At 67.2% G+C, this 24265-nt stretch carries 22 protein-coding genes; 7 read left to right on the forward strand and 15 right to left on the reverse strand.

The window, feature by feature from the left end:
• Positions 1-47 precede the first annotated feature (47 nt).
• Positions 48-899: a nitroreductase gene (locus ABGB19_RS15550; RefSeq protein WP_347686870.1), complete on the reverse strand. Its 852-nt coding sequence runs from the start codon at positions 897-899 to the stop codon at positions 48-50.
• 69 nt (positions 900-968) lie between these two features.
• A complete protein-coding gene (locus ABGB19_RS15555) occupies positions 969-1682 on the reverse strand; it encodes a DUF1326 domain-containing protein (protein ID WP_347686871.1) in 714 nt (237 codons plus the stop codon).
• Between the two features lie 99 nt (positions 1683-1781).
• On the opposite strand from ABGB19_RS15555, the gene ABGB19_RS15560 reads away from it, so the two are divergent.
• Complete coding sequence (locus tag ABGB19_RS15560; protein ID WP_347686872.1) at positions 1782-2255, forward strand: rhodanese-like domain-containing protein; 474 nt, start codon at positions 1782-1784, stop codon at positions 2253-2255.
• 128 nt (positions 2256-2383) lie between these two features.
• On the forward strand, positions 2384-3082 hold the full coding sequence (locus tag ABGB19_RS15565; protein WP_347686873.1) for a hypothetical protein: 699 nt from the start codon (positions 2384-2386) through the stop codon (positions 3080-3082).
• A gap of 22 nt (positions 3083-3104) precedes the next feature.
• Here ABGB19_RS15565 and ABGB19_RS15570 read toward each other — a convergent pair whose 3' ends face one another.
• Entirely contained in the window at positions 3105-4052 is a 948-nt protein-coding gene (locus ABGB19_RS15570) for a glycoside hydrolase family 6 protein (RefSeq protein WP_347687203.1), read from the reverse strand.
• Positions 4053-4254: 202 nt separating this feature from the next.
• Entirely contained in the window at positions 4255-5499 is a 1245-nt protein-coding gene (locus ABGB19_RS15575) for a phytanoyl-CoA dioxygenase family protein (protein ID WP_347686874.1), read from the reverse strand.
• A gap of 70 nt (positions 5500-5569) precedes the next feature.
• Here ABGB19_RS15575 and ABGB19_RS15580 point away from each other — a divergent pair, with 70 nt between their 5' ends.
• Positions 5570-6601 (forward strand): fused (3R)-hydroxyacyl-ACP dehydratase subunits HadA/HadB, encoded by a 1032-nt coding sequence (locus ABGB19_RS15580; protein WP_347686875.1) that lies wholly within the window; start codon positions 5570-5572, stop codon positions 6599-6601.
• A 3-nt stretch (positions 6602-6604) separates the two neighbouring features.
• Here ABGB19_RS15580 and ABGB19_RS15585 read toward each other — a convergent pair whose 3' ends face one another.
• The gene (locus ABGB19_RS15585) at positions 6605-7597 is read right to left on the reverse strand and encodes an acyl-ACP desaturase (protein WP_347686876.1); all 993 of its coding nucleotides are present in this window, start codon (positions 7595-7597) and stop codon (positions 6605-6607) included.
• 96 nt (positions 7598-7693) lie between these two features.
• The gene (locus ABGB19_RS15590; RefSeq protein WP_347686877.1) at positions 7694-8827 is read right to left on the reverse strand and encodes a 1,4-beta-xylanase; all 1134 of its coding nucleotides are present in this window, start codon (positions 8825-8827) and stop codon (positions 7694-7696) included.
• Positions 8828-9055: 228 nt separating this feature from the next.
• Between ABGB19_RS15590 and ABGB19_RS15595 the strand changes: the two genes are divergently transcribed.
• Positions 9056-10441 (forward strand): wax ester/triacylglycerol synthase family O-acyltransferase, encoded by a 1386-nt coding sequence (locus ABGB19_RS15595; RefSeq protein WP_347686878.1) that lies wholly within the window; start codon positions 9056-9058, stop codon positions 10439-10441.
• A 46-nt stretch (positions 10442-10487) separates the two neighbouring features.
• Positions 10488-11021: a DoxX family protein gene (locus ABGB19_RS15600; RefSeq protein ID WP_347686879.1), complete on the forward strand. Its 534-nt coding sequence runs from the start codon at positions 10488-10490 to the stop codon at positions 11019-11021.
• A gap of 38 nt (positions 11022-11059) precedes the next feature.
• On the opposite strand, the gene ABGB19_RS15605 is transcribed toward ABGB19_RS15600, so the two are convergent.
• Positions 11060-11596, reverse strand: coding sequence for a hypothetical protein (locus ABGB19_RS15605; protein ID WP_347686880.1), 537 nt, complete (start codon positions 11594-11596; stop codon positions 11060-11062).
• Between the two features lie 333 nt (positions 11597-11929).
• Here ABGB19_RS15605 and ABGB19_RS15610 point away from each other — a divergent pair, with 333 nt between their 5' ends.
• Complete coding sequence (locus ABGB19_RS15610; RefSeq protein WP_347687204.1) at positions 11930-12652, forward strand: DUF1906 domain-containing protein; 723 nt, start codon at positions 11930-11932, stop codon at positions 12650-12652.
• Between the two features lie 12 nt (positions 12653-12664).
• On the opposite strand, the gene ABGB19_RS15615 is transcribed toward ABGB19_RS15610, so the two are convergent.
• Positions 12665-13768 (reverse strand): glycoside hydrolase, encoded by a 1104-nt coding sequence (locus ABGB19_RS15615; RefSeq protein ID WP_347687205.1) that lies wholly within the window; start codon positions 13766-13768, stop codon positions 12665-12667.
• A 303-nt stretch (positions 13769-14071) separates the two neighbouring features.
• Here ABGB19_RS15615 and ABGB19_RS15620 point away from each other — a divergent pair, with 303 nt between their 5' ends.
• On the forward strand, positions 14072-14638 hold the full coding sequence (locus tag ABGB19_RS15620; protein ID WP_347686881.1) for a dihydrofolate reductase family protein: 567 nt from the start codon (positions 14072-14074) through the stop codon (positions 14636-14638).
• Between the two features lie 203 nt (positions 14639-14841).
• Here ABGB19_RS15620 and ABGB19_RS15625 read toward each other — a convergent pair whose 3' ends face one another.
• The 7 genes from ABGB19_RS15625 to ABGB19_RS15655 all read right to left on the reverse strand — a co-directional run bounded on the left by ABGB19_RS15625 (position 14842) and on the right by ABGB19_RS15655 (position 24173).
• On the reverse strand, positions 14842-17784 hold the full coding sequence (locus tag ABGB19_RS15625; RefSeq protein WP_347686882.1) for a replicative DNA helicase: 2943 nt from the start codon (positions 17782-17784) through the stop codon (positions 14842-14844).
• Between the two features lie 481 nt (positions 17785-18265).
• A complete protein-coding gene (rplI, locus tag ABGB19_RS15630) occupies positions 18266-18724 on the reverse strand; it encodes a 50S ribosomal protein L9 (protein WP_347686883.1) in 459 nt (152 codons plus the stop codon).
• 13 nt (positions 18725-18737) lie between these two features.
• Positions 18738-18998, reverse strand: a complete 261-nt coding sequence (gene rpsR / locus ABGB19_RS15635) for a 30S ribosomal protein S18 (RefSeq protein WP_347686884.1) — start codon at positions 18996-18998, stop codon at positions 18738-18740.
• Between the two features lie 32 nt (positions 18999-19030).
• Complete coding sequence (locus ABGB19_RS15640; RefSeq protein WP_347686885.1) at positions 19031-19534, reverse strand: single-stranded DNA-binding protein; 504 nt, start codon at positions 19532-19534, stop codon at positions 19031-19033.
• A 71-nt stretch (positions 19535-19605) separates the two neighbouring features.
• Positions 19606-19896, reverse strand: a complete 291-nt coding sequence (gene rpsF, locus ABGB19_RS15645; protein WP_347686886.1) for a 30S ribosomal protein S6 — start codon at positions 19894-19896, stop codon at positions 19606-19608.
• 201 nt (positions 19897-20097) lie between these two features.
• Positions 20098-21717: a glycosyltransferase family 87 protein gene (locus ABGB19_RS15650; protein WP_347687206.1), complete on the reverse strand. Its 1620-nt coding sequence runs from the start codon at positions 21715-21717 to the stop codon at positions 20098-20100.
• A 59-nt stretch (positions 21718-21776) separates the two neighbouring features.
• Positions 21777-24173, reverse strand: coding sequence for a transglycosylase domain-containing protein (locus ABGB19_RS15655; RefSeq protein ID WP_347687207.1), 2397 nt, complete (start codon positions 24171-24173; stop codon positions 21777-21779).
• Positions 24174-24265 lie beyond the last annotated feature (92 nt).

Below are 24265 nucleotides of genomic sequence, written 5' to 3' on the forward strand. Positions count from 1 at the left end.
AAACACCGGGATATCAATCGGGCCGATTCGTTACCGAATGGCCAGACTTACCGGCGATTCGCCCCGAGGTCCCATGTGGTGGTCTCGGCGACCGAACGGCGCGCCCCAGCCGGAAGAGCGGTCGCACCGCGGGGCGCCGGACCGAGACGGATCAGCACTTGCGGATAGGCCGCCCCGTCGAACGCCTCGCATGCGAGCGCCAGCCGGTGCCGCGCGTCGCGCAACGGCTCGGTCAGCGGACAGCATGCCAATCCGAGCGCCGTGGCCGACAACAGCAGGTGGCTCATCGCCTCTCCCGCGCGCACCTGCGAGATCTCGTCGTCGACGTCGGTGGCGAGCACTAACAAGACGCCGTCTCCGGCGCCGGACTGATCGTGGGCATCGGCTCCGTAGCGCAACTCGATCCGGCCGTCTTCGAGCCGACTCCAGCGGATCCTGGGCACGACGCTCATCTGCACCCCGAAGCGTTCCGCGCGAACAAGGAGAAGCTCGAGCGTCGCCGACGGCGGCTGCCCGGGGCCGTAGCTGCGCCGATCCGATCGGCGCCGCGGAATCGCCTCGGCCAGTTCGATTGTCGCGTCGCTCGGCGCGCGATCGATCAACTCGAAAGACGCAAGGTGGCCGCGGCCATCGCCCTCCGGGAATCGGCGAATACGTGGCTGCCATCCGGCCGCCTCGAGCGCGACCGCGCAGTGATCCAGGACGGCGCCGCAGCTCAGCAGGACGTCGCGCCGGTCGGACTGGGTGTCACCGAGGCGCCGACTCCAATCTGCGTCGAGGTGGAGACCGGCGGCGTCGACCTGCCAGTGCCAGGGCTGGGAGTTCTGCGCCGACGGCGCCCCCGCGGCGACCTCCAACGCCGCTTCGAGCGTGGCGGTGTCGGGGATTGCGTTCGGCATCCGCCTCACCTCCGCGTTGGTGGACCGTCGAATGGCGATCGTACTGTCGGCTGTGATTTGGCGAGGTCGTCAGGCGTGGCATCGGCACGCTGCCGCCTCTTGAGCGGGCCCGGGCTCGGACGGCGCCGGTGTGGTGTCCGGTCGCCAGTCGAACGGGAAATGTTTGCTCGAGCCGCCCCGGTGTTCGTGGGACCAGTCGAATCCCACGGCGTGATCCCGTTCGACGACTCCCCAAGTGGCCACCTGGCCAGGGCCGACCTCGGCTCCGGGGGCATTGCTCGTGGTGACGCGTCGATCGGGGTCGGAGGTGGGGCCGGTCAGCGCGGCGACGCGCAGATCCACCTTGCCGGGGATTTCGGCACGCCAGTACGTCAGGTCCTCGGCGGCTTCGAAGGTGATGGGGGCGTGCTCGATCCCCCGCAAGTCGCCGATGAGGCTGGCGAACTGGGCCGGCCAGCCGCCTTCTCTGCCGGTGAAGATCCGTTCCAGGGCGTCGCGCTGTGCGGGGTCGGCGGCTGCGTCGATGTAGAACATCAGCGACATCATGGCGTTGGGGTCGCCGACCCACATGTTGCCGGTGAACTCGCCGAGTGAGATCACGTTGAGCCCGGCCAGGTCGACGTCGGCGTAGTGGCCTTCTCGGATATGCCATGCCAGCGTGAAGAGGCAATCGCCGTGGGTGGGTTCCTGGGCGAAGCTACACGGGCATGGCAGCTTGCAGCTGCAGACGTCGAACCAGTCCCCGCGAAGGTGCCAGTCGGCGTTGGTCACATCGGTTGTCATCGCGTCCTCCTTTTGTAGATACCCCCTGGGGGTATAGGGTCGACTGTAGACCTTTGGCGCGCCCGAGCACAAGTACCCCTAGGGGGTATTGTCACTGTCATGGAACACCCACCGATACGGCATCCGTCCGTTGTTCGACCGGGTCGGCTGGTCCTGGCACTGCTGGCGGCAACGCTCAGCATCGTTACTGCGCTCGCATCGGGCTGCGCACCCGACAGACCTGCGCCCGCGCCGACGCCCCAGGAGCAGGAACCCGCCGCGGCGCGACTTGTGGGGCCGGCCGAGTTCGCCGCCGCCGTCGCCGAGCCCGATCGGGTGACGGTGAACGTGCACATCCCGTTCGAGGGCGATATCCCGGGGACGGACCTGTCGATTCCGTTCGATCAGATCGCCGCACACGCTGACCGACTGCCTGCCGATCGCGCAACGGGGCTGGCGATCTACTGCCGGTCAGGTCCGATGAGCACCACCGCGGCCGCCACGCTTCGCGACCTCGGCTATCAGGACATCGTCGAGTTGCGCGGCGGCATGCGCGCGTGGCAAGCCGACGGCCGTCCGCTGCTCGGTGTCTGAGCACTTCGCCGCCAAATCCAAGCTCCGGTGCGGTGATTCACTGCGGTCGGTAACGACGGCGTCTCAGTGCGACTGAGATGTGATGTCGCCTGCTCAATCTTCGGGTGCGCCCTGTCATCATCGTCCGAGTGGCACCAACCGCAGTGACAAGGACCGACAGCGGGCTGGCCGCTCGCCTTGCCGCGATCTCTTCGTTGGGCGCGGCCGCGATTCATTTCGCGGTGCTCCCGACGCACTGGCAGGAGTGGACACCAGCCGGCGTGTTCTTCGCGTCCATCGCGCTGTTTCAGTTGGTTTGGGCGTTCCTGGTTCCGGTTCGACCGACAGCGGCGTTGTTGGTTGCCGGAATTCTGGTCAATGCCGGGGCCGCCGGACTCTGGGTGGTGTCCCGGACGGCGGGCGCACCGTTCGGTCCGCACGCCGGCCAGGCCGAAGTGGTCGAGGCCGCCGGCATCTGTGCACTGCTGCTCGAGTGCTACGTCGTCATGGGCGCGGGCTGGATGTGGCATCGGGGGCGCCTGACGGCGTCGATCTCGGGCTTCGGCAACGCGATAGTGCTCCTCGGAGCGGGCGCCGTGGTTGCGGCGGCGTCGGCGGCGGGAATGGCGTCCGGCCTGCAACACGGCCAGCACGCACCGGCCGGCGCGGAAGCCGACCACCACGCGCCGATCGGCGGTCATGACCACGGACCACACGAGGTCCCGAAGCCGGTGGCGCCACTGGACATCCAGGTCGACCCCGCGCCAGCGCCGCGGGCCCCTGTCGACACCCCGCCTCCGGCCGCGGACACGTCACACGAGCCCGACGGCCATCACGGCCACGAGTGACCGTCGCGGACGGCCGAAACCTCTACCGCGGACGTGCGTTACTGGCCAGTTCGATCGCGTAGTGATTCACGAAGCTGCCCACCGGCGGATCACCGCGGCCGCACGTTCCGTCGGATTCGCCCGGACGCTTGATCCACAGGTAGGCGTCGGTGTGCGGACCCGCGGTCTGCGTGGTGGGCGCAACGCCCAGCGCCCGTCCGTCGGGGTTGCACCAGTACAACTCGCCGTCGGCCGCCCCGGCGCCGTTGCGAGACGTGTCGATCACGTAGTGCTTGCCGTTCGTGAGTCCCGAGATGGCTTCGCCGTAACCGATCTCCTCTTCGGTGGTGAAGAAGTTCGCGACGTTGAGGCTGAAGCCCCGCGCGCGCTCGACGCCGGCCTGATTGAGTCGGGCAGCCATCTCTTCGGCACTGTGCCAGCGCAAATGGCCGGCGTCGACGTAGACCGCCGCGGCCGGATTGCGGGTCAGGGTGTCGACGGCGTAGCGGATCAGGTCGAAGCGTTCCTGGCGCTGATCTCCGGAAAGGCAGTCGGCCATGGCGAGCGCGTCCGGTTCGACGATGATCGCCGCCCGCGATGCGCCCACGTCGGCGGCGATGCCGTCGATCCAGCCCCGATAGTCAGCGCCCGACGCGAAGCCACCCGCGGCGAAGCTGCCGCAGTCGCGATGCGGGATCCCGTAAAGGGTGAGCACCGGAATGGCGCCGGCCGCCGCCGCGTCGCCGACGTACTTCCCGACCGTCGCTGCGGACCCGCCGGGGGTGAGCCAGTACGCCTGCGGCGTGTTGGCGATCGCGGTCAGTTCGGGGCTCGGTGGGTCGGCGCTGTTCGCGGCGCGCATGGCCACCGATGCCGGGTTGACGTAAAACGGCGCGCCGACGAGCGGGTTCGCCTCGCTGGCCAGGCGAACCGCCGGCTCCGGACCCGTCGGGGCGGCCAGTAGTCCGGCGCACACGGCGACCGCGGTCAGGAGTGCGGCCAGCGCACGAGCAGGGGAGACAATCACTCGATGAACATAGCGGCTCGGCCGTCAGTGCCACGTGGTGGCGGCGTCGCCCAGGGCACGCAGGGCAGCCGATGAGGACAAGGCTCAGAACTGGCTCGAGGGGCTGGTGGCCTCCGACCGCTACGTCGAGGACGTATGGGCGGGATAACCGATGGTGCCCTCGGCGCTACTGGCTCGTGTTCAGGGGTGCCGCGTCGGCCATCCTTCGCAGCTCCTTGCGGTCGGCGTCAGCGCCGCCGATCGTTGGCAGGCTGAAGCTCGTATACATCACTCGCCGTTCGTGCTTCACGGGCGGCTGGGCCATATGCAGAGTGCATGAGCAGTGCACCGTGACATCGCCTGTTTCGGTCGCGAGGTCGACGATCGGTAGGTCGAGGCCCGGCTGAAGGCTGGGTGCGGGCCACACCAGGGCTCGCTGCGAGCCGGCGACGACGCGGAGCTGTCCCGACATGGCGTCGGCGCCGGTCACCGAGATCCCGACCGTGAGGCCGCAGCAGTCGTAGCTATGCCGGCCCAGAGAGCAGTCCTTGTGCCACGGAATGTCCGAAATCCCTTGGGTAACACCGATCGGCTTGAAGAGTGCCTCAAGTCGGTTGCCGTCCCATCCGCTGGCGACGTGACCGTCTCCCGTCAACGCGGCGATGCGGGTGAGACGTTCGTCGGTGACGAGATCGGCGGCGACCCGAGATTCCTTGTCGAATCGCTGCATCCGCACCAACGCGCGCGATCCGTCCTTGAGGCTGGCCCACCACGAGCGTCCGTCGCCGTCGGAGTAGCGCGGTGCGACGAGGTCCATTTCGCTCGAAACAGCGGCCATTTCCTCTTCGCTGTACAGGCCTTTGACGTGGAGGAAGCCGGCTTGTTCGAGGAACCAGGCCATTTCATCGGCTGGATCATCGGGCGTGAACGAGCGGCCGAGATTGAGCTGTCCGCCGTGACGATCCTTGAATTCGATAGCGCCGGTTCGATGCGGTGTCGTGCCGTCCAGCGAGGCCCGCAGAAGCAGCCACCAATTCAGGACGTCCGACAGGTGCCCGTCCATATCCAGGGAGCCGGTCGTCAACCAGCCCATCGGCGTGACTTTGTCGGCGACGAGCGCGGCGATCTGCTCGGCGTCGACCCGAAGAACGGTGCCCGCTGTCGGACCTTTTGAGACGGTGACGCGATCATCGTCGACGTCGAGCGACCAGCACTGGCCGTTGACATCGATGGTCAGCGGTCGCGGCCGCAATTCCTGCAGCGACGGACTGAGCCGGTCCTGCGCTTCGGCGAACAGGTGGGGCAGCGTGACGGTGAAGAGCTCGGCGGGCCCGGTTCCTGCGAGCTCGCCGTCGACCCGGATGCGCCTATCGACAGTCATGTCTGCAATCAGCGTAAGCGCCTCCTCGGCGCAATCCCACGATTCCGGCATACCGGCACGCGCGCGTTAGGGTGCTTCGGTCGGCCCCGGCGAACAGGCCGATGGAAGAGTTGAGCAATCGATGACCACAGCAGCAGAATCGTCGCCGCTCGAAGCGCGGGTCGGCCACTGGTACCAAATGGACGGCACCTACCTGGTGGGTCGCGAGAAGGTGCGCGAGTACGCCCGCGCAGTGCAGGACTATCACCCCGCGCACTGGGACGTCGCCGCCGCCGCTGCGCTGGGCTTTCCGGACGTGGTCGCACCGCTGACGTTCACGTCGACCCCGGGCATGACCTGCAATCGCCGCATGTTCGAAGAGATCGTCGTCGGCTACGACACCTACCTTCAGACCGAAGAGGTCTTCGAGCAGCACCGCCCGATCGTGGCGGGCGACGAACTGCGCGTCGACGTGGAGTTGACGTCCGTGCGCAGAACGGCGGGCCGCGATTTCATCACCGTGACCAACACCTTCACCGACGGGGCCGGCGAGCGGGTGCACACCTTGCACACCACTGTCGTCGGCGTGACCGCCGAGGATGTCGATCCGGCGATCAAGACGGCCGTGCAGAACGCGATGATGCACGATGTGGACTTCTCCGGGATCGGCTCGCTCGATGCCGCCTACCAGAAGACGGTGCGCCCCGAGGGCGAGGTCCGGATCGCCGAGGGGTGTGCGACCCGCACGCCGGGGACGCCCGCGTTCGACACCGTGAACGTCGGCGACGAGCTACCGGTGCACCACACCCGACTGTCTCGCGGCGACCTGGTGAACTACGCGGGCGTGGCCGGCGATGCGAACCCGATCCATTGGGACGAGGACATCGCCAAGCTGGCCGGGCTGCCCGACGTCATCGCCCACGGGATGCTCACCATGGGTCTGGGTGCCGGATTCCACTCCGCCTGGTCGGGCGACCCCGGGGCCGTGACCCGCTACGCGGTACGGCTGTCCGCGCCCGCGATCGTGTCGGCCAAGGAGGGCGCCGACATCGAGTTCAGCGGCCGGATCAAGTCACTCGACCCGGCGACCCGGACCGGCGTCGTGGTCGTCGCGGCGAAGTCCGACGGCAAGAAGATCTTCGGCCTGGCGACGCTGAACGTCCGCTTCCGCTGACCGTCAGGCCGATGCGCTCAGCATTTTGTCGGCGCGCTTCTCGGCCTTGCGGGCCTCGCGTTCGAGGCGGCGCTGCTTGGACTCCTCGAACTTCTGCGACGCCTCCTCGAGCTCCTCGACGAGCACGCCGAGATCGTCGCGCATCCGCGCGGCCTCGCCGGTGAAGTCCTCGCGCTCGAAGATCCGCCACTTCTTCAGCACCGGCATGACCACGTCATCGAGGTGGATGCGGGGGTCGTACACGCCGCCGACGGCGATGATGACGGCCTTACGCCGGAACTCCGGAACCGTGTAGCCGGGCATCTTGAAATTGCGCAACACGCGATGGACCGACGTCATGGCCTGGTTCGGGGCGATCTCCAGACCGGCCTCGGTGATGTCGCGGTAGAAGATCATGTGCAGGTTCTCGTCGGCCGAAACCCGTTGCAGCAGTTTATCGGCGATCGTTTCGTCGCACGCCCTGCCGGTGTTGCGGTGCGACACCCGGGTGGCCAGCTCCTGGAACGAGACGTAGACGACGGAGTCGAACAGGCTCTCGGCGAACAGATCACCCTGCTGGTTCTGGCCCGGGGAGAAGCCGCGGGTCATCTGCTCGATGCGCAACTGCTCCAGCTCGATCGGATCGACAGCGCGGGTGACCACCAGATAATCGCGAAGCGCGACACTGTGGCGGTTCTCCTCGGCGGTCCACCGGTTCACCCACTGGCCCCAGGCGCCGTCCATGCTGAAGTTCATCGCGATCTCGCGGTGATACGAGGGCAGGTTGTCCTCGGTCAGCAGGTTCTGCACCATCGCCACCTGGGCGACCTCCGACAGCTCAGACTGCTCGGGCTCCCAGTCCTGGCCGCCCAGCGCGTAGTAATTCTTGCCGTCGGACCAGGGGATGAAGTCATGGGGACGCCACTCCTTGAACATCGACAGGTGCCGGTTGAGCAGTCGCTCGGCCACCGGCTCGAGCTCGTGCAGCAGCTGCGCATCGGTCAGGTCCTGTGCCATGACCCCTCCTAGTTACCTGTGTCTATCGGTAGCACTAACAATACCTGTGTCATTCGGTTACACACAAGTCGGCGCGCCGCAGCGCCTGCCTTGAGGTCAGCCCTCGGCGATGCCGGCGAGCTTCTGGATGACGCGAATCTCGTCGGCGTCGTGGGGCCGTCCGTCGGGGTGAATCAGGTCGCTGAACCACGTCTCCGGTAGCTCGTTGTAGGGGTCCTGCCAGGAGTCCCACGGCAGATATGTCTGCGTTCGCCCGGCGACGAAGCCCCAGTTGTAGGCGCCGACATTGCGCCGCTTGGCCACCGGCAGGATCCCCTCCACGGTGCTGCCGAGATTGCGCGCCAGATACTCGGTGCACAGGATCGGCCGCCCCAGGGGAGCGAGTTCGTCGATACGAGCCTCGAATTCGGCGGGATCGCCGTAGCTGTGGAAGCTGATCACATCCGAGTGCTCGAGCTGCAGGCTGCAGATCTTGCTGCGGCTGGCCGGGTCTCGCCAGTGGCCCTGCCACACGCCGCTGGTCAACGGCTGCACCGGGTTGACGGCGCGAACCCACTTGAAGACGTGCGGGAGGAACGCGGCGACCAGTTCCTGCTTGTCGGCGTGTTCGACGTCGCGATAGTCCTTGGCGGGGTTGTCCGGTTCGTTCCACACGTCCCAGCCGAGAACGCGGGGATCGTCGCGGAAGAGGCCCACCACCCCGGTGACGTAGCTCTGCAGCACCCGCGTGTAGGCCGGATCCTCCAGCCGCGCGGCTCCCGGGCTCTGTACCCATCCGGAGTTGTGCACTCCCTTGATCGGCGGGCGCTGGCGACCGGCCCTGGCCCGCGGGTCCCAGCACGAGTCGAACAGGACGAAGAGCGGCTTGATGTTGTACTTCGCCGCGATGCCGACGAACTGAGTCAGCCGCTGGCTGAATCCCGCCCGGTCGGTCGCCCAGAGTTGATCGTGCAGGAACACCCGCATGGTGTTCATTCCGATCCGGCGGGCCACGCTGAGTTCGCCGTCGATGCGGCGCGGATCGTAGGTGCCCGCCTGGAACATCTCGATCTGGTTCACCGCGTTCGACGTCACATAGTTGGCGCCGATCAGCCAGCCCTGCGCCGCGTACCAGGCCTCGGCGCGATCGGCCGACCAGCGAGGCGTCGCGGCGGCAGCGGGAGCAACCTTGGTCAGCGCGGCGGCCGCTGCCAGGTACAGCGGCAGCTTGAGCGCGGTTCGCCGGTGCACTCAGGTGACCATAGTGTCCGCGGCCGAATTGTCGGCGCTTGTGTCTCATGCTGCAACGCAACAGCTTTCGAATCGTTATCCACTGGGGCTCATCACCGGGTGATTCATCCGGTGATTCACCCGGTGATCGGGACGGTCGGCGCGATCCGCCGCGATCACCTGCGCGCATGCGGCCCGCGGGTGCACACTCGCGTCTACCGCCGGCACATGATGGAGAGGTAGGCCGCGATGAGCACAGCGATTCCACCGCTGGATCTGGGTTGGCTGTTGCTCGAGTCGCCAGGAAGCACGACGCATGTCGGAGCGATGCTGCTGTTCAAGAAGCCGCCCGGCCACAGCTCACTGGTGCGCGAGACCGTGGAGGCCTACCGCGGCTGCCGGCCGCTGCCGCCCTTCAACTATGTGCCGGAGCTCATCGGCGCGGGCGCGCCGCACTTCCGTGAGGTCGACAGCTGGGATCCGCACTATCACGTCCAGCACCTCGCGCTGCCGGCTCGGAGTTCCTACGAAGATCTGCTGCGGCTCGTCGCGGACCTGCACGAGCCGATGCTCGACCGCCATCGCCCGCTGTTCCGGTGTTGGGTCATCGACGGGGTGCCCGGCGGCAGGTTCGCCATCTACACCAAGACCCACCACAGCATCATCGACGGAGTGTCCGGGCTCAAGAAGCTGTACGAGGGGCTCAGCCTGTCCGACGAGCCCGCCATCCCGGCGCCGGCCTTCGCCCTGCCGGTCCCGACGCCGGAGCCCCGGACGCCGCCACCCGCAATGCACCGGCTCACCGACGCGATCCACGGGGCCGTCGCGCAAGTGGGTGCGCTCAACCAGATCTCGCTCGGCGCACTGCGCAAGGCCCTGCGTTCGGCACTCGGATCGCATGTGGAGGGGAGCCTGCCGTTCGTGGCCGGCCACGCCCCGACGAACGTACCGCTGCGGCAAGCCCGCGGTTTCGCGACGATGTCACTGCCGTTGGAGGAGATGCACCAGATCGGCCACCAACACGGCGCCACGCTCAACGACGTCGCGGCCGCCGTCATCGACCACGGTCTGCACAACTATCTGCGGGAGGCGGGCCAGGCTTACCCACACGAGTTCATCGCGATGTGCCCGGTGTCGCTGCGCGGCGACGACGACAACGCCCTGGGCACGCGGGTTTCGGCGATCTTCGTGCGCCTCGGCGAGCCGGAGTCGTCGATTGCCGAACGGCTGGGTCAGGTGGTGCACTCGGTCACCACGGCCAAGAAGGAACTCGGCGCGATGTCGGCGGATGCGGCGATGACCTACGCCGTCGCCCTCGTCGCCCTGGCCGGCGCCGGCGCCTCGACTCACCTCGAGCGGGTCGGCCATCCGGCCTGCAACCTGGTCATCTCGAATGTTCCGGGTGCCAAGGAGACTCGCTACCTCAACGGCGCGGAGTTGACCGGGATCTTCCCGGTGTCAGCGCTGGCCGCGTCGATCGGCCTGAACGTGACGTTCAGCTCCTACCGCGATCACATGGACTTCGGGTTCGTCGCGAATGCGGCCGCGATCGGCGACGTGCATGCGCTCGCTGAACACACCCGCACGGCCTACGCGGAGCTCAAGGCGCAGACTCGGCAGCCGTCGCATCGATGACCCGCAGTTGACCTGAATCGCTGTTGAGGTTTTACCGTCGTGAGTCATGACCATCGTTGACTCACAACTGACTCCAGAAAGCACCACTCGTTTACGGGCCTCCGATGTCGGGCTGCTGCTGTTGCGCGTCGTGTTCGGCGGACTTCTGGCCGCGGCCGGCCTGCAGAAGCTTTTCGGCTGGTTCGGCGGGCAGGGTCTCGACGAGACCGGCATGTTGTTCGAGCAGATCGGTTACGGCCCAGGCATTTTCTTCGCTGCGGTCGCCGGTCTGCTCGAGGTGGCCGGCGGCCTGCTGCTGGCGCTGGGACTGTTCACCCCGCTGGCCTGTTCGATCGTCATCGGCGTGATGATCAACGCCGTGAGCGCGACCTGGTCGGGCGGGCTCTTCGGTCCGGCCGGCTATCAGCCGGCGCTGCTGTACGCCACCGCCGGTGCGGTCGTCGCCTTCACGGGCGCGGGTGTACTGGCACTGGACCATGGTCGGGTATGGCAGCGAAGTGGCGCGCGATGGGCCGTGGCCAGCATCGTGACCGGCATTCTGGCCGCCGTGACCGTCCTGCTTGTCAAAACGGTGGTCTAGCACCGGTTCCCGTGTGGCGTGGTCCGCCTACGATGCACTCACACGACGTCGGTGATCTGTCCGGCGACGTCCGCGCGCACCTGCTTGCCGCTGCGTTCGCCCTCGACGTTGATCAGCATGACCACGTTCGCGTCGAACGGCAGGTTCCGTTTGATGATGACGCTCTGGACCTGGCCGCCGTCGATCCCGCTTGCTGTCACGGCGTTCTCGATGGCGGTGACGATGGCGCTCGTGGGAACGTCACTGATCGCGAAGAGGTTCTGCTGCAACGCTTCGACGTCGTCGTCGTAGTCGACCGGACGGGACGGCCCGACGGCGCCTGCGGTGTAACTCCACTGATTGAGTTCGGAGGGCGCGCTAGGGTCGAGGGCCTGCAGAGTGAGCACGCCGGGGATGATCGTCACTTCGACCACCTGCATTGGCGCGGCGCCGACCTTCTCGGCGATCGCCGAGTAGGCCGTGTCGATGCCGTCCGCGGTGTAGAGGTCGGCTGACACCGCGTCGATGACCTGCTCGGTGCCCGACGTGACCACCTGCTCGGCCGCGTTGGTGGCGACCTCCCGGAGCTCGGTCACTTTCGCGCATCCGCTCAGTGCGGAGGCCGCAATCAGAGCAGCTGTCAGGGCAATGCGGACGCGGCTGGTGTTCATCGGTTCCTCTCCTGCCTCCGGTGTCCCGGGGCTCTTCGTCCCCGTGGTACGCAGGAGAGTGTGGTGGCGCGAACCCACTACCGATCACAACTACGGGTCGTGATCGCCGAGGCCGGGATCCCGGCCCGTGGCCGACATGCAACGAATCGAATACAAACTCACCTCGCCGGCCTGTCGTCGACCTATTCACGACAGTCACTTTGGTAACTTCGCGCCGTGCGGGTATCCCGGCGTGACGCGCTGCGCTACGCCACGGCGATGTCGGCACTGGTCGGCCTCGGTGCAGTAGTGGGTGAGCCGCCTCGGGCGGCGGCGGCCCCTCCCACGCTGATCGACTACGCCATGCGCCAGATTCCGGCGCAGGACATCCGGGCCGCCGGCCACGCCGGGGTGATCAACTACGTCTCGACGTCGCGGCCCGGCTCTTCGTTCGGCGCCAAGCCGATCACGCTGCCCTATGCGAAGTCGCTGAGCGCCGCCGGTTTGGTGATCGTCAGCAACTACCAGTACGGCAAGCCGGGCGGGACAGCGCCGTCGGACTTCACCCGCGGGTACGCCGGTGGCGTCGCAGACGCTCGCACGGCTTGGCACCTGCATACCGCCGCAGGTGGCGGCCGTAGTGCGCCGATCTTCTTCAGCGTTGACGACGACATCGACCGCGAGACATGGAACAACGTAGTGCGGCCCTGGTTCCGTGGAATCAATTCGGTGATCGGCGCGCAGCGCACCGGGATCTACGGGGGCATCAAGGCGTGCCAGTGGGCTGCGGCCGACGGCGTCATCGGCAGGTCACGCTCACCCGGTCGCGTCTGGGCCTGGCAGACCCGGTCATGGTCGGGTGGTCAGGTCTACCCGGCCGCAGTGCTGTACCAGCGCATCATCGACACCGCCTCGAATCCGGGACCGGTGGTCGGCGGCATCCGCGTTGACGTCAACGACGTGCTGGGCCAGGACTGCGGCCAGTGGAACTTCCATCCGTGACGGATGGGCGATTCAGCCGCGGGGCGTCGTGGTGATGTGCACGTGGTCGTAGTGACCGTAACCCGTCGCCTGCGGACCGCCTGGCGTGTAGTACGTGCCACGCCAGATCACATCCTGTAACCCGAATCGGGCCGCATTGGCCATCGCGAACGCGTGAATCTGGTCGCCGAGGGCGATGCCCTCGGGGCTATCGGGGTTGGGAATCATGATGTCGATCGCCAGGCCGCGAGGATGCCACGGCTTCGAGTCCGGCCGGACCCCGTCGATGCTGCCGATCTGGGGGAACCGCGCGCTGATGGCCCGGGCGGCCAGGACGGTGTTGGGCTGTAACCCGGCCTCGTTGGCGACGCCGACGGGCAGCGCCTCCGGGATGTCGACGCGGGCTGCTGCGAGGGATGAAGCCGGGTCGCCGGGAGGTTGGCCAGGCATCGCGGCGATCGCCTCCGGAGCGGGCGGACTCTGCGGCGGTGGCGGGACGGCGTTGTCGATCACCGCTTGCTGTTGCGGTGTCAACGCGGCGTACTGCGCTTCCGCCGCGGCGATCTTGCGCAGCAGGTCACTCCATTTGGCCTGTAATTCTGCGCGTACCGCGGCGGCCCGCTCGGCCGCGGCGCGGGCGTCGGCGGCCGATCTCTCAGAAGCCTGCGCGGCGGCGGTCGCGCGCCCACGCGTCGCGTGGAACGCCTTCATCTGATCGGCCGTCGTGGCGCCGACCACCCGCTGCAGTGACAGCTTGTCGATCAGCCGCTGCGGCGAGGGCGCCGTCAGCAGCGCCGCCATCTGACCGTCGCCGCCACTCATGTAGTCCATCGCCGCAAGCCGGTCGACCGCCGCCTGATACGGCGCAAGCTGGGAGTTCGCGACCGCGAGGGCTTCGAGGTCGGTGCGGTGGCGGTCTTCGGCCGCTGTCTGGGCAGCCAGTCGTGCGTCGGCGTCGCGTTGCGCGGCCGTGACGGCCTGGCGAGTCTGCACCGCCTGATTGGACAACTCGTTGAGCCTGGCCAGTGCGTCAGCCGCCGGGTCCGCCGTCACGCCGCTCATCGACAGAACCAGCACCAGGACAGCGGCGGCCGTACCGCACGCCGTTCGCCGAAGTGAACGGCGCACCCGGGTCATATGGATTGCCACGGCCCTCCGCTGCAGGGACCGAACTCGGCCCGGCTTCTACGTCCCGGACAGGTTACGAACTGGTCTCGACGATGTCCACCCGTCCCTGACGTATTGGGGACCGCCGAGTCTGCTCGCGCGACGGTAGCAGCGTGCACGGCGTGCGGACCACCCGTGGCCTTTACTTGGCAAGCGAACTCCCCGAAACAGCATGCGGGTCGTGGTGATGCCGGGTCGCAGCTCGGTCGCCGGAGCGGACATGTCTCGTGTGGCGTCGTGATGAGTTTCGTCCTGCGGTGCAGTCTGATCTCCATGGGCAAACTCATCTATGGCTTCAACGTGTCGGTGGACGGGTACATCGCCGACGCGAAAGGCAGCATCGACTGGTCCGATCCGAGCGAAGAACTGCACCAGTACTGGAACGACTTCGAGCGGGAGACCGCCCTGTCGTTCTACGGGCGGCGGCTCTACGAACTGATGTCCGCGTACTGGCCGACCGCCGACAAGACCCCCGACGCCACCCCTCTGATCGTCGACTTCGCCCACATCTGGCGCAACATGCCCAAGGTCGTGTTCTCGCGCACCCTGGAGTCCGTCGACTGGAACTCCCGCCTGGAACGCGGCGACGCGGTCGAGGTGGTAACGAAGCTGAAAGCCGAAACCGACGGCAGGCTGGAGGTGGCCGGCGCGACGCTGGCCGCACCGATCGTGCAGGCCGGACTGGTGGACGAGTACCGGATCGTGGTCGCGCCCACCGCCGTGGGCGGCGGCACCCCGTTCTTTCCAACACTGCCGTCATGGATCTCGCTGCGACTGTTGGAGAACCGCACCTTCCCGGGTGGCACGGTCCTGCTGCGCTACGAAGCCAAACACGACTAATCGAACACCCAGCCAGACGACTGCAGACGCACTACGAGCTACACAACTGGGCGCGCCACCCCATCCGCTGCTGCACGGCGTCCTGTTCGACCTCCACCAGCAGTCCGGCGAACTCTTAACCGCGAGACTCGCACACGAATATGACTGCGCTGCAGCGCCTTAACACAACTATCGATAAGACCGCGGCGAGGAACTGATACCAACTATTGCTTGGCCATGTTGGCGAAGCGGCTCAAATGCAGTTGATGCGCAACGGTGATGGTCTTCGTGGGACCGTTGCGGTGCTTGCCGAGGATCAGGTCGGCCTCGCCACCGCGCGGGTCGTCCCGCTCAAACGCATCCGGCCGGTGCAACAAAATTACCATGTCGGCATCTTGTTCGAGCGAGTTGTGAACTGCAATCCCTTGTGCCACAAAACAGCTCGTGCCAGGCACCGTTCCATCGTACACGTCGTGATAGCCGATGCTCGTGATCTCGACGACCTCATCCCAATGAACATCATTCGTGGCGAGGTCGTGGAGTTCCCGGTCCTCGAGGGCCGCGGCCGCACGATGCAGGCGATCACGGCTTGGCGGTACCTGCTTGGCAGCCATTGTGCGCTTCACCCGATCCCATACCTCGACCGGCACGGTATCCCTGCCCGCGCGGCGCCCCCGCGAAGTGAGCTCGGCCAAGACTTGCTTCGCCTTGACGCCACGGGCTCCATGCACGCCAACCTTCGTCAGGAAGACCCTCTGGTTGTCAGACCATTCGACATAGAGGAACCAGCGGTCGCGGTAGCCATCCTTACGGGTCCTTGCGATCCGGCTTTGCACACCCAGCCGTAGTAGTAGTTGCTGCACATCATCGACCAGCCGGCGACTTGTCGATGCATAGTAGATGCGGCCATCCTGCTGCTTCGCATCCCATCGCACGGATCCGTCCGTCGCCCACAAATGCCGTAGGAGCAACGCGATCTGATCATTCGGCAGTGCGAAAACCTTCTGCGGCACGAATTTCTCGTGGCTCCGCTTCCCGAAAAGCCCGAGCTTGTCCAGCCACGCCGCGATCGGGTTCCGCTTGCCTCGGGCAAGCCGGTACGGCGCCGGCAGCCGGAGCGTCGTCACCCGCGCCGCCGCATAGTCGTCGCGGATCGGCTGCCGCTGCACACACGACCCGTCGCCGATCATGTGCGCCAGCAGGATGACCTCGGAGTCGTCCATTCGCTGCGTCTGCACCGGCTCCGGCACCCAGCGCGGCACCGCCAGCCGGTCACCAACCTTCAACTCGCCCAAGGGCGTCCAGCCGTCGAACGTCATGAACGGGTGGTTGGCCGTCGCCTCCACCTCGCGACCCGACGCCAACCGCAGTTTGAACACTTCCTTGTGCCCGCTGTAGAACACATTCGTCATCGGCCGAGCGACCATGCGCTTGCGCTCATCGAGCGACCACACCAGCGGCGGCTCCCCCGTCCGCATCAGTTCGCCAAAGGTCACCTCGGCGCCGGTGTCCGCCCGCAGGATTCGCGTGTCGGCCGTGAGACAGCCTGACTCGCGAAGGTCCGACACCATCGGCTTCTTGTCGGTGCGCTGCTCCGGCCCGCGGTTCAACTGGCTGATCGCGACGACCGGCACGTCGAGTTCCTTGGCCATGAGTTTCAGGCTTCGCGAGAAGTCCGACACTTCTTGCTGTCGCGACTCGTACTTCTTGCCCGAGGTCATCAGCTGCATGTAGTCGACGACGATCAACCGCAGTCCCGCCTTCTGCGACAGCCGCCGGGCCTTCGCGCGGATCTCCATCATCGTCAGGTTCGGCGAATCGTCGATATACAGCGGCGCTTCGCTGATCTCGCTCATTCGCCGCGCCAACCGAGTCCAGTCGTCGTCGCTCATCCGGCCCGAACGCATGTCGGCGAGCTTGATCTTCGCCTCGGCCGACAACAGCCGCATCACGATCTCGGACTTACTCATTTCCAGCGAGAAGATGACGCTCGGCATCTGATGCCTGATCGAGCACGACCGCATGAAGTCCAGCCCGAGCGTCGAGTTATGTGTCGGCACCATGTCGCGTCCTGCGAGATACAGGTGCTCGGCGTTGGCGACCTCGACGCACCGCACCGGCACACTAGGGACCCGGCGCACCGACTCGATGCCCCACGCCGACTGGTGCCGTCCGCCGACCGTGGCGAGGGCCGGCACCCGCGTCGCACTGATCACGTCCACGCCGGGCCGCAGCGCTGTGGTGATCTGCACGCCCCGGCTCGTCGGCCACTGGTGGAACGCGTCGGCGACAAGCCTGCTGCCGTCCGTGAATTCGACCTCATAACAGGGTCTTCCGAGCATGATTTCGGTCGACGCCACGACCCGCGTCGGCTCCCCGTCGGCTCCGAGCAGGTGATCGCCCACCGAGACGTCGCCCATCGTCGTCCACCCGGTAGGTGTCGGCAGCGGCGTATCCAGCGCCAGCGCCTTACCGACACCGGGCCTGGCCGCGATGATGATCATCTGGCCGGCGTGCAGACCGTTGGTCACCTCGTCCAGCTCGACGAAGCCCGTCGGCACACCGCGCGCGATGCCACCCTGCGAGGCGATCGCATCGATCTCGTCCATCGTGGGCTGAAGGATCTCCTCCAGCACCACGAAGTCCTCGGCGGCGCGTCGCTCGGTGACGTCGTAGATCTCGGCCTGCGCCCGGTCGACGATCTCGTTGACGTCGGCGCCCTCGGCGCCCGCGTAGCCGTACTGCACGACGCGGGTGCCCGCCTCCACGAGCCGCCGCAGCAGCGCCTTCTCCGCGACGATGCCCGCATAGAACCCCGCGTTCGCGGCCGTCGGCACCGTCGAGATCAACGTGTGCAGATAGGGCGCCCCGCCGATACGGCGCAGCAGCCCGCGACGATCGAGTTCGGCGGCCACCGTCACCGCGTCGGCCGGCTCGCCCCTGCCGTAGAGGTCGAGGATCGCGTCGTAGACGTTCTGGTGCGCCGGGCGGTAGAAGTCGCCGGGACGCAGCCGCTCGAGCACGTCGGCGATGGCGTCCTTGCTCAGCAGCATGCCGCCGAGCACCGCCTGCTCAGCGGCTTGGTCCTGAGGGGGTTGCCGTCCGAAGTCCTCGCTCGGCGGCGGTGTATCCATGCCCGGATGGCCGAGGTCATCCACGACAGCCACGAAGCGTCTCACCCCCTCAGTTGTCTATCGAACGCCAGTTCGATAGACGCTACTCGCGACTGTAAGCCAGACCCCCGACAACCCGCGACCGCGACCTCGGATCTGCCCTGCGACGGCCAACGTTAGAGGTTGCTGGGCGGGACGCAAGCCGACCCTGTTCATAGACCTGTGGATGGGGTGTGGATAGGTCTGGACAGCCATGTTGAGTCGTTGGGGAGAACCTGTGCATGAACCACTTCGTCCATCCCATCACTGCAGATGGCAGCACCATAAGCCCATGGGAGCGTTGTGGATGAGAATTACCTCGGCGTGTCGGGCCGGGTTGCCAAGTCGGGCGTGTTGTGTTGCGGGCAGGGGCCGGGGAGGTTAACAGCTCGTTAGCTTCGCTGCTGTCTAAGTACTCCGCAAAGTTCGCCAGCGCGCAGAGCAACGGCCGGGTGAAGATCGATCATGGCTTCACCCGGCCGTATTTACGCTGTGGTTATTTCCCGGCGACGACTTCCAGCGACACCGAGGCGTCGATATCGGGATGCAGACGCACCGCGATGGCGTGCGTGCCGGTGCTCTTGATGTGCGCCTTCGGCAGCTGCACGGTCCGCTTGTCCAGGTTCGGGCCGCCGGCGCTCTTGATCGCCGCGACGACGTCAGACGTCGTCACCGAACCGAACAGCTTGCCGCTGTCCGCGGCCGCCTTCACCGGCAACTGCACGGGGCCGAGGCCCTCGATGGCGGCCTTCAGCTCGACCGCGTGTTCACGGCCCTTGACGGCCTTCTGCTCGCGGGCCCGGCGGATCTCCTCGGCCTGGCGCTCCGCACCGCGGGACGCCACGATGGCCATCCCCCTGGGCAGCAGGAAGTTTCGGCCGTAGCCGTCCTTGACCTCGACGATGTCGCCGGAGACGCCGAGGTGTTCGACGTCGGCGGTGAGAATCAGCTTCATTTCGGTGTCCTGCCTATCGCGTCGACGAGCTGAACGGCAGCAGCGCCACCTCGCGGGCGTTCTTGACCGCGATAGCGATGTCGCGCTGGTGCTGCACGCAGTTGCCGGTCACGCGGCGCGCGCGGATCTTGCCGCGCTCGCTGATGTAGGTGCGCAGCAACGCCGTGTCCTTGTAATCGATGATCTGCCCCTTGCCCTTCTTGGAGCAGAACACACACTTGCGAGTCTTGACCGGCTTCTCGGGGGCCGGCCGACGCTTGGTGCTCTTGGCCATGTGTCTTTCTCTTTCTTACTGATTGATGTGAGTCAGAAGGGTGGCTCGTCGTCGCTGCCGGAGAAGGAACCCGACGCCGGGGCGCTGCCCCACGGGTCGTCCTTCGGCTGCTCGGCCGGGCGCGACTGTCCGCCGCCGCCACCACCGAAACCGCCGCCGCCTCCGCCGCTGCGGCTCGCCTTGTTCACCTTGGCGGTGGCATAGCGCAGCGACGGTCCGATCTCGTCGACCTCGACCTCGAATACGGTGCGCTTCTCGCCCTCGCGGGTTTCGAACGACCGCTGCTTGAGCCGGCCCTGAACGATCACCCGCGAGCCGCGGGTGAGGCTCTCGGCGACATTCTCGGCCGCTTCGCGCCAGATGTTGCACCGCAGGAACAGTGCCTCGCCGTCCTTCCACTCCCCGCTCTGGCGGTCGTAGATGCGCGGCGTCGACGCCACGGTGAAATTGGCGACGGCCGCACCCGACGGCGTGAACCGCAGTTCGGGGTCAGCGGTCAGGTTTCCGACGACGGTGATGGTGGTGTCACCAGCCACGAGCTCCTCCTGGGGTTTGCGTGTCCGTGCTTGCGCGAAGCCTACGCAGCGGCTCCGACGCCTGACACCCTTTAGTGCTTGTCGGTCCGCATCACCTTGGTCCGCAGCACGGACTCGTTCAGGTTGAGCTGGCGGTCGAGTTCACTCACGGTCGCGGGCTCGGCTTTGACATCGACGACGGCGTAGATGCCCTCGCCGTGCTTGCGGATCTCGTAAGCCAGCCGGCGCCGGCCCCAGATGTCGACCTTGTCGACCGAGCCGCCGTCCTTGCGGATCACGTTGAGAAACGTCTCCAACGACGGAGCTACGGTGCGCTCGTCGAGAGTGGGGTCAAGAATGACCATGATTTCGTATGGACGCATAGAAACCTCATCACCTCCTACGGTCTGGGTCGGCCACGGTCGCTCCGTGGCAGGAGGGTTACCTGCGTCGGCAACCGGCCCAGGCTACAGGAACGCGCGCTGATCTGCGAAATCGCGCTGTTCGGCGGCTTCGAGTGTGCGCTTCGATACGGCTGCGACGGCGTGTCGCGTATGAAACCGCACAAACGACGTCACCCGCGGCTAGCGGGAGTCGGCGAACTCCGGTTCGTCCTGCGCCGCCGCCGCGTCGACCCGGATCCGGTCGCCGTCCGGGCGCAGCCAGTCGGGCAACCACCGCGGCGGCGCATCCGGCGCGCCGTCGAACACCCCGCCCGCGGGATCGTCGACGGTGCCGCCGGCGCGCACCAGATCTAGCTGGGGACGATAGATCTCGCGAATCACCAACGCACACAGCGCAACCACCGCGATGTCGCGCAGCAACACCGTGATCGTGAACGGCTGCTCGGGCAGCCCCTTGTTCGCCTCGCCGTACAGGTACAGCATGCGCGGCACCCACACCAGCGCGTCGATCGTCATCCACGCCAGCAGGATCCGCCGGTCCGGCAGCGCCAACACCGCCAGCGGCACCAGCCACAGCGAGAACTGGGGGCTCCACACCTTGTTCGTCAACAGGAACGCCGCGACGACCAGGAACGCGATCTGCGCCACCCGCGGCCTCTGCTTCGCCGTCAGTGCGATGTACGCGATTGCGACACAACACGATACGAACAGCAGCGCCGACACGGTGTTCAGCACGGTCGGCGGCTGCCAGAACCCGAGGTCGGTGTCGAAGCCCTGCCATCCGGTGAACGACTTGACGACGTTGTAGATCGAGTCCATGTCGTCGCCGCGACGGGTGTTGAGCCGGAAGAACTCCGACCACCCTCGCGGGAACAGCACCATGATCGGCAGGTTGACCACCAACCACGTCACCACTACGGCCGCCGCGGTCTTACCGACCTCCCGCAGCTTCCCGGTGCGCACGGCCAGCACCGCCAGCGGCGCCAACAGCAGCAGCGGATACAGCTTGGCCGCCACCCCGAGCCCGATCAGCGTCCCGGCCAGGACCGGCTTTCGCCGGGCCCACGCGAGCAACGCCCCGGTAGCGAAAGCCGTTGCCAGCGCGTCGAAGTTGGTGAAGATCTGGAAGATCACCAACGGTGACGCCGCCACCAGCGCGGCGTCCCACACCCGGCGCGAACCGGCCAGCAGCGAGGTCGCCCAGACTGTCGCCAGCCACGCCAGCGCCAGCCCGAGCGCGGCGATGTTGAAGAACATCACCACCTCGGCGATGATCGGCGCCGACACCAGCTTGGTCAGCGCCGTATAGGTCTTGGCCAACGACATCGACACGTACTGGTAGATCCCGGTGAGCACCGGATACTCCATGTAACGCACGGCGAGGTTGCCGTCGTACTGGATGCGCGGTTCGCCGTTGGCGTCCTTCTCCACCCAACTCGACTTGTACGGGAACTTGCCTTGGTTCAACAGTTCCGCGGTGTAGAGCGGCACCGTGTCGGAGTAACACAGCTGAAAATACGCCCGCTGGTTCTCCCAGTTTCCGACCCGCTGATCGGCGGTGCCCGTGCCGGTGGTCTGCAGGCACGCGGCCTTCGTCGAGTACCCCAGCGCCAGGAACACCAGCGCGATGATCAGCATCACCCGCAGCGGGGTGAGGAACCGCTGCCTGCCGATCAGCGCGTGCCTGCCGACGGGCCCGCCGATCGCATCGGCGAGCTGAGATCCGATCGCATCGGTGCGGCTGGGCAGGTCGCGATCGTCGAGACTGCGCCTGTCGTCGGCGAGCCGACCCGGCGACACGACAGGCCGGCTCGGCGGGTCCGTCGTCGGCTCGCCCGCGTCCTCGCCCCCCGGCCCGGTCACGGAGGCGGTAGCGGTGCGCCGGGCGGCGGCAACGGTGCGCCCGGAGGCGGTGGCGGCACCGCAACCGGACCCGGTGCGGGGCCGGCGGGCGCAGGCGCGGGCCCGGGCGGCCCGACGGGCACCGTCGTCGGCGGACCCCACGGGATCGTGATGCCGGGTGCCACCTCGATGGTCGGCTGGATCACCGTCTCCGACGGCGGCGCAACGGTTGTCGGCGTCGGCGGCGTCGACGGCGGAGCGGGCGCCTGCGGCACGCCGGCGTACCCGCCGATTTCCTCGGGCTTGGGGAACGACTCGTTTTCGGTGTCCTCGAGCGCGCCGTCCATCGTGGACTTCCAGATGTCCGACGGCAGCCCCGAGCCGTACACCGGCGAGCCCCACTGGTTCTCCAGCGGCTTAGTGCCCTCCGTGGTGCCCACCCAGACCGCCGTCGACAGCGACGGAGTGAAGCCCACCATCCACGCGTCCCGGTTGGCGCCGGTGTCACCGAGCTGGTTGGTGCCGGTCTTGGCGGCCGACGGCCGGCCACCGGCCAGCGCATGGCCGTTGGAGTAGGCGGCGATGGGCTGCATCGCGGCGGTCACGTTGTCGGCGACCTTCTTCTCGATACGCTGCTCGCCCGAATTGTCCTGCTGCGCCGCGTCGAAGAGCACCTCGCCCTGCGCATTGACCACCTTCTGGACGAAGTGCGGCTTGTGGTACACGCCCGACGCGGCCAGCGTCGCGTACGCCGACGCCATGTCGATGACGCGGGACTGATACTGCCCCAACACGATTCCGTTGTTCGGCGGACCGCCCTGACCGTCCTCGGAGAGCGTGTGCTCCACCCCGGGGAAGCTCTCGGCGATGCCGGCCTGATGCGCGGCCTCGGCGACATCCTCCGGTCCGTTGTCCAGCTTCAGCATCAGCCGGTAGTAGCTGGTGTTGAGCGAGCGCTTCAGCGCCTCGGCGATGTTGCAGGTGCCGCAGCCGCCGCCCTCGACGTTGTTGATCTTGATGCCGTTGACTTCCACCGGCGAGCTGTCCACCTGGGTGCCCAGCCCCATCCCCTGCTGCAGCGCGGCGACCAACGCGAACACCTTGAACGACGACCCGGTCGGCAGGCCGGCCTGGGCGAAATCGAAGCCGTTGGCGTCGGTCCCGCCGTAGTAGGCCTTGACGCCGCCGGTGCGCGGATCGATCGACACGATCGCGGTGCGCATATCGGGGTCCTGGCCGTCGAGGTACTCGGTGGCCGCCTCCTCCGCGGCCCGCTGCGCCTTCGGGTCGATCGTCGTGGTGATCTGCAAGCCCTCGGTGTTCAGCGTCTGCTCGTTGATGTCGAACAGCTCGAGCAATTCCTTCTGGACCTGCCGCTCGATGAGTCCGTTGGGGCCCGTCGTCTGGTTCTGCGACCGCGCGAGATCCGGCGGCACCGTGGCCGGGAACACCTGCGCGGCGCGCTCTTGCGGTGACAGCGCGCCGATTTCGACCATGCCGTCGAGCACCCAGTTCCACCGCGCGGTGGCGCCCTCGAGGTTGACCGCCGGGTCCAGGCCGGAGGGGCGCTGGATGAGCGCGGCCAGCAGCGCGCTCTCGGCGACGTTGAGCTGTTCGACCGGCTTGTTGAAGTACGCGTTCGACGCCGCCGCGATGCCGTAGGAGCCGCGGCCGAAGTAGATGATGTTCAGATACGACTGCAGCACTTGGTCTTTGGACCACTCACCGGACATCTTCGTCGAGATGACCAGCTCCTTGGCCTTACGGGTGATGCCGCCGAGACCGGACCTCTCGGAGCCGACCAGCGCGTTCTTGACGTACTGCTGGGTGATCGTCGACCCGCCCTGCAGGTCCTCGCCGGAGAGGTTGTTCATGATCGCGCGGGCGAAGCCGCTAAACGAGAACCCCGGGTTGGAGTAGAAGTCGCGGTCCTCAGCGGCCATCACCGCGTTGCGCGCCTGCACCGGGATCTGGTCGATGTTCACATCGATGCGATTGCCCTCGGGCGGAACGATTTTCGCCAGCTCGCTGCCGTCGCTCGCCAGGATGGTCGACACCTGGTTGGTGCGGATATCACCCGGCTGCGGCACATCCACGATCAGGTACGCCATCGCGAACGTGACGATCGGCAGCACGATGAACACCGCCGCGGCGATCAACGTGCCCCGGCGCACCCACTTCCAGTTGATCCCCTTGCCTACGCTGCGCCGCGGGCCCTGTGGGCCTTTCGGGCCGCTCGGTGGTCCACCGCTGGGCGGCCGGCGCGGGGGCGCGGGCGGCGGAGCCGGCGGCCTGGGCGGTGGCGTGCCGTCCAGTGCGGCCTTGACGACGTCCACCGGGTCGCGCAGATGCGCCGGGCGGGCCTCGCGGACCGGCGGCAGCACCGCGGTGTGCCGGTCGTCGGGCGGCGGCACCGGCCGGGGCGGGCGCGGTGCGCCGTCGGTGGGCGCGCGGTGGCGCCGGCCGCCGCCGGGCCTGGGTGGTGGCGCGCTCACGCCGTCCGCCC

The organism is Mycobacterium sp. B14F4 (genome assembly GCF_039871645.1).
Lineage (GTDB): Bacteria > Actinomycetota > Actinomycetes > Mycobacteriales > Mycobacteriaceae > Mycobacterium.